At 27.9% G+C, this 4853-nt stretch carries 5 protein-coding genes; 2 read left to right on the top strand and 3 right to left on the bottom strand.

Going from position 1 to position 4853, the window contains the following annotated elements; translation table 11 throughout:
* Nucleotides 1-70 precede the first annotated feature (70 nt).
* On the bottom strand, nt 71-1411 hold the full coding sequence (locus tag E6A48_RS10245) for an MATE family efflux transporter (protein WP_219710108.1): 1341 nt from the start codon (nt 1409-1411) through the stop codon (nt 71-73).
* A gap of 136 nt (nt 1412-1547) precedes the next feature.
* On the opposite strand from E6A48_RS10245, the gene E6A48_RS10240 reads away from it, so the two are divergent.
* Together E6A48_RS10240 and E6A48_RS10235 are read left to right on the top strand one after the other, a co-directional pair.
* Nucleotides 1548-2030 (top strand): GNAT family N-acetyltransferase, encoded by a 483-nt coding sequence (locus E6A48_RS10240; protein WP_219710107.1) that lies wholly within the window; start codon nt 1548-1550, stop codon nt 2028-2030.
* Nucleotides 2031-2059: 29 nt separating this feature from the next.
* Entirely contained in the window at nt 2060-2401 is a 342-nt protein-coding gene (locus E6A48_RS10235) for a YqfO family protein (RefSeq protein WP_219710106.1), read from the top strand.
* Between the two features lie 56 nt (nt 2402-2457).
* On the opposite strand, the gene hydE is transcribed toward E6A48_RS10235, so the two are convergent.
* The gene (hydE, locus tag E6A48_RS10230; protein ID WP_219710105.1) at nt 2458-3579 is read right to left on the bottom strand and encodes a [FeFe] hydrogenase H-cluster radical SAM maturase HydE; all 1122 of its coding nucleotides are present in this window, start codon (nt 3577-3579) and stop codon (nt 2458-2460) included.
* 25 nt (nt 3580-3604) lie between these two features.
* A complete protein-coding gene (gene hydF / locus E6A48_RS10225; protein ID WP_219710104.1) occupies nt 3605-4783 on the bottom strand; it encodes a [FeFe] hydrogenase H-cluster maturation GTPase HydF in 1179 nt (392 codons plus the stop codon).
* Nucleotides 4784-4853: the final 70 nt, after the last annotated feature.

Below are 4853 nucleotides of genomic sequence, written 5' to 3'. Positions count from 1 at the left end.
AAAAAAGATATATGGAACTTAGATGATAATATTTTGCATAGTTTAAAAGAGTTTTTAAATATTATTTCATCTAACTAATTAAAACATCTGGCTTTCTATTTTTGTATAACATCACAGAAACAATTAAGGTTGCTATTTCGCTTATAGGAAGAACTAAAATTAAACCTAAAAATCCTATTATATTAGGCAGAGTTAATACTAAAGCTATTGGAAGTATTGTGCTTCTTAAGGCTGCTACTATTGCTGAAGCTCCTGCCTTTTGTACTGATGTATAGTAGGCACTCATTATAATATTTATTCCTACACCTATAAAAGTGGGTATTGATGCTCTTACAAAAAAATTAGCCTCTTCAAATGTTTTTACATCAACATCTTGTAAAAGCATATTCACTAATGAACTTGGATTTATTAATAATATGATTGATATTAATATTGATATGATAGAAATTAAAAATATTGATATTTTTAGAAAATCTTTCATTCTGTTTTTGTTTTTAGCTCCATATGAAACGCTTACTAATGGTTCTAATGCTTCACCAATAGAATATGCTAGCATTATAAAAAACATAATAGCATAATTAGCAACAGAATAAACAAGTATGCCGTTATTTCCAGAAATTTTATATGCGGTGATATTGAAAAGCCAAGGGATAAGTCCTGAAGATAAATTGCTTAAAAACTCTGAAAATCCATTGAATGATGCTTTCAATATATAAATCCAACCTCCATAAACTTTTATAATTTTTAATTTGCAGTTTGGCTTAAAGAAATATAATAGCCCCATAATAAATGCAATCATTTGAGATATAGCAGTAGCCCAAGCAGCTCCAGAAATACCTAACTTAAAAACTACAATAAAAATAGGGTCTAATATCATATTTACTATGGAAGATATTATAAACATTAAAGAAGCAAACTTCGGAGAACCATTAAGCCTTACAAATTGACTAAGCACATAAGCAATACCCCAAAAAAATGTAGCAAATAATACTCCCTCAATATAATCTAATGATAATTGATATATCTCTCCATGGGCACCAAATAATGGAAGTAAATTAGTTCTAAATATATATGCTATTATAAGTGGTAAAGTTGCTATTGTAAGCACTACAATTAAAGTTTGAGTAAATATTAAATTAGCCCTTCTTATATTATTTTCTCCAATGCATTTGCCAGCGAGTGCAATAGATCCTATTGTAAGCATTACATAAATACCAAATGATAGAGCAGTGATTGGCCACACTATATTAATTGCAGTGAATGCATTAGCAGAAATAAAATGTGCCACAAAAAAGCCGTCTACAAATACTGCAGCACTTCCCATAATCATACCCAAAATACTAGGTATAGCAAATTTAAAAAATAGTTTTATACTGCTATTTTCTATTAAAGTTTTATCATTAAGTTCCATTTTATGTGCCTATTTAGTTTTAAATAAAAATATTGGAAGTACGCTTTCAGACTAATGGTAAGTATAAATATTTTTAATTATTTGTCAATAGCATAATATAAATTGATAATATATAATAGTATAAAGGAGCTTAATTATGGAAATAATAAAATACAATAAAAAATATGTTAAATATGCTATGAATATATGGAATAACATTATAGAAGATGGTATTTATTTTCCTCAAATAGATATTTTAAAAGATGAAGAAGAGGCAGATAAATATTTTTCTTCTCAGGACTATACTGGATTAGCAATAGAGAAAGAAAAAGTTTATGGAGTTTATATACTTCACCCTAATAATATAGGAAGGTGCGGACATATATGCAATGCTTCTTATGCTGTAGATAAAAATATTAGAGGCAAAGGAGTAGGGGAGGCATTAGTAAGAGATTGTATTAAACAGGGTGCTAAATTAGGTTATAAGATACTTCAGTTTAATGCTGTTGTATTATCTAATGAAACTGCTCATAGACTATATAAAAAAATAGGTTTTAATGAAATAGGTATTGTAAAAAAAGGCTATCTCAATAAAAATAATGAGTATGAGGATATAGTGCTTTATTATATAGATTTATGATATTTAATGAATTAAATAAGGAGCATATAATGGATTTTAAAAAAGTAAAAATTGAAGTATATATACCTGAAGAATATAGAGATAAATTAAGAGGGGCATTAAACAATATAGGAGTTTTGGGAGTTGGTAATTATGATAATGTAATGTCTGTAACAAAAGTAACTGGTTATTGGAGACCTTTAAAAAATGCTAATCCTTTTGACGGAGAGATTAATAAATTATCAGAGGCTAGTGAAGACAAAATAGAGTTTGATACAGATATAAAAAATGTTGAAAATGCTATAAAAGTTATAAAAAAAGTACACCCTTATGAAGAGCCTGTTATAAATATTATACCATTAATAAATGACAAGTTTAATTTAGATTTTTAATTTAATTTTAAAAATATATAATTAATTGTTTCAAGAAAAATTTATTTATATAGAAATTACTTTCCTCTGTTTATATCAAAATCTCCTCGTTCTCCTGTGAGTATGTAGCCAATATTTTCCATATTTTTTCTAAGGCTCTCAACTCCTTCAGCAGATTCTGTGCCTGTTGCTATTTTGTTGTTATATAGAGAATATTTTTTTCTCACATCAATAGGAGATAAATTAGGCATCACAACATTAGCACCATAAAGTATGCCAAGCTCTCTTCCACTTTTTTTAATAGTACCTAAAGCAGTGGTGGCTGGTATTAAGGATAAAGGAAAAATTAAACGAAGTATGCTTATTAATATTAAAGTAAGTTCTAATTCTCCTTTTTTTTTGTTGGCAAATGGTGTGTCTTTATGAGGCAAAAAAGGACCTATTCCTATCATCTCAGGATTAATCTCTTGCATAAACATTAAGTCATCAGCAATATTTTCTAAAGTTTGATAAGGACTTCCAACCATTATACCTGTGCCTGTTTGATATCCTAATTTTTTTAATATTCTTAAACATTCTTTTCTATTTTCTAAACTCATATTGCTAGGGTGAAGTTTTGAGTAGTGAATATTGTCAGCTGTTTCATGCCTAAGTAAAAATCTATCCGCACCTTTCTCTTTTAAGATTTTATAATACTCTTTTTCTTTTTCGCCTATTGATAATGTTAAAGCAGAGTCAGGAAACTTAGTTTTAATTGCTTCAACTATATCAGACATTATTCCTATATTATAATAAGGGTCTTCTCCGCCTTGAAGCACAAAAGTTCTAAAGCCTATTTCATAGCCAAGTTCACAGCTTGATAAAATATCTTTTTTAGTGAGTCTATAGCGTTCAGCATTTTTGTTGCTCTTTCTTATTCCGCAATATATGCAGTCATTCTTGCAGTAATTAGTAAACTCTATAAGCCCACGCATAAAAACATATTTACCAAATACTTTGTCCGCTTTTTCTCTTGCTTTTAGTCTTAGATATTCTTTTAGGTTCTTTACTTCTTCTTTTTCTTCATTATTTAATTTTTTTATATTGATATTATTATCATATTTAAAAGATGATAAAAGAGTGAAAGCATCTTCTTTTGATATTTTTTCTTCTATTTCTATTTTGTTGATAATATCTTTTGCTTTGTTTATATTAATCAAATTTATATTCCTTTGTTTAAAATTATTATATATATTTAACTCCATTAATCTTCGCTATAGTCATGCCGTAATTAGTGATAGGCACATTCTGCTCTTCGCATATTCTTATTCTATTTAAAATATGTTTTCTAGTACCCATGCACCCTCCGCAGTGTATCACCAAATCATATTTTGATAAATCATCTGGAAAATCACTCCCTGCCACATAATCTATATCAAACTCAAATCCGAATTTCTTTTTTAATAAATTAGGAATTTTTACTCTTCCTATATCTCCTTCCAATGGTATATGAGTACAGCTTTCTGCTATTAATAATTTACTGTTTTTATTTAATTTATCTATAAACTCAGCACCTCTTTTGTATACTTCTTCATTTCCTTTATAACGAGCAAAAAGAACTGAAAAAGAAGTTAATAAACTCTCTTCTGGCTTTAACTTTTCTACTTCTTTGAATACTTGAGAATCTGTTATTATAACTTTAGGAGCTTTGCTTAATGTTTTTAATGCATTTTCAAATTTATCAAATGTAGAAGCAATAATTATAGCTTTATTGTCTAAAATATCTCTTATAGTTTGAACCTGCGGAAGAATGAGCCTTCCTTTTGGAGCTTGAATATCCTGAGGCATAACAAGCATTACTATATCATTTTCTTTTATTATGTGTCCTGTTATGCTTATCTCTTCTATTTTTGGAATAGTTAATTTTATAGTATCAATTAATTTATCTATATTAATTTTTTTACTAGCACTTATTGAAACAGTTTCCAAATCGAATATATCTTTTATATTTTGTTCTATTTGTTTGTAATCATTATTTAAATCTATTTTATTTATAACTGCTACAACAGGTATCTCTAAACTTGCTAGTTTATTTTTCCATTTTAATTCTAATGAATAATCATTAAAACTAGCATCAAATACAAGCAAAGCAATATCAACTGACTCCATTATTTTTTTTGTTCTTTTTATTCTTAGTTCCCCAAGTTCCCCCTCATCATCAAAGCCCGCAGTATCAATAATGGTGCATGCTCCTATTTTGTTTATTTCTATAGCTTTTTTAACAGGGTCGGTAGTAGTTCCTGCAGTATCTGAAACTATCGCAACATCTTGATTTGCAATTGCATTGATAATACTTGATTTACCTACATTTCTTCGCCCAAATATTGCAATGTGTGTTCTATTAGAATTTGGTGTATCATTCATATTTTTTCCTATTTTTATTTATTAATAATAATTGCTTAATATTTTTTATTCAACTTTTTCCCGCCGCAAA

This window comes from Brachyspira pilosicoli, from assembly GCF_019402445.1.
In the GTDB taxonomy this organism is placed as follows: Bacteria; Spirochaetota; Brachyspiria; order Brachyspirales; family Brachyspiraceae; genus Brachyspira; species Brachyspira pilosicoli_B.
This window is presented reverse-complemented; position numbering and strand designations above follow the sequence as displayed.

What these genes read in the sequence shown, in the direction of transcription:
- E6A48_RS10245 (WP_219710108.1), bottom strand. Translation starts at nt 1,411, where the DNA reads ATGGAACTTAATGATAAAACTTTAATAGAAAATAGCAGTATAAAACTA.
- E6A48_RS10240 (WP_219710107.1), top strand. Translation starts at nt 1,548, where the DNA reads ATGGAAATAATAAAATACAATAAAAAATATGTTAAATATGCTATGAAT.
- E6A48_RS10235 (WP_219710106.1), top strand. Translation starts at nt 2,060, where the DNA reads ATGGATTTTAAAAAAGTAAAAATTGAAGTATATATACCTGAAGAATAT.
- hydF (WP_219710104.1), bottom strand. Translation starts at nt 4,783, where the DNA reads ATGAATGATACACCAAATTCTAATAGAACACACATTGCAATATTTGGG.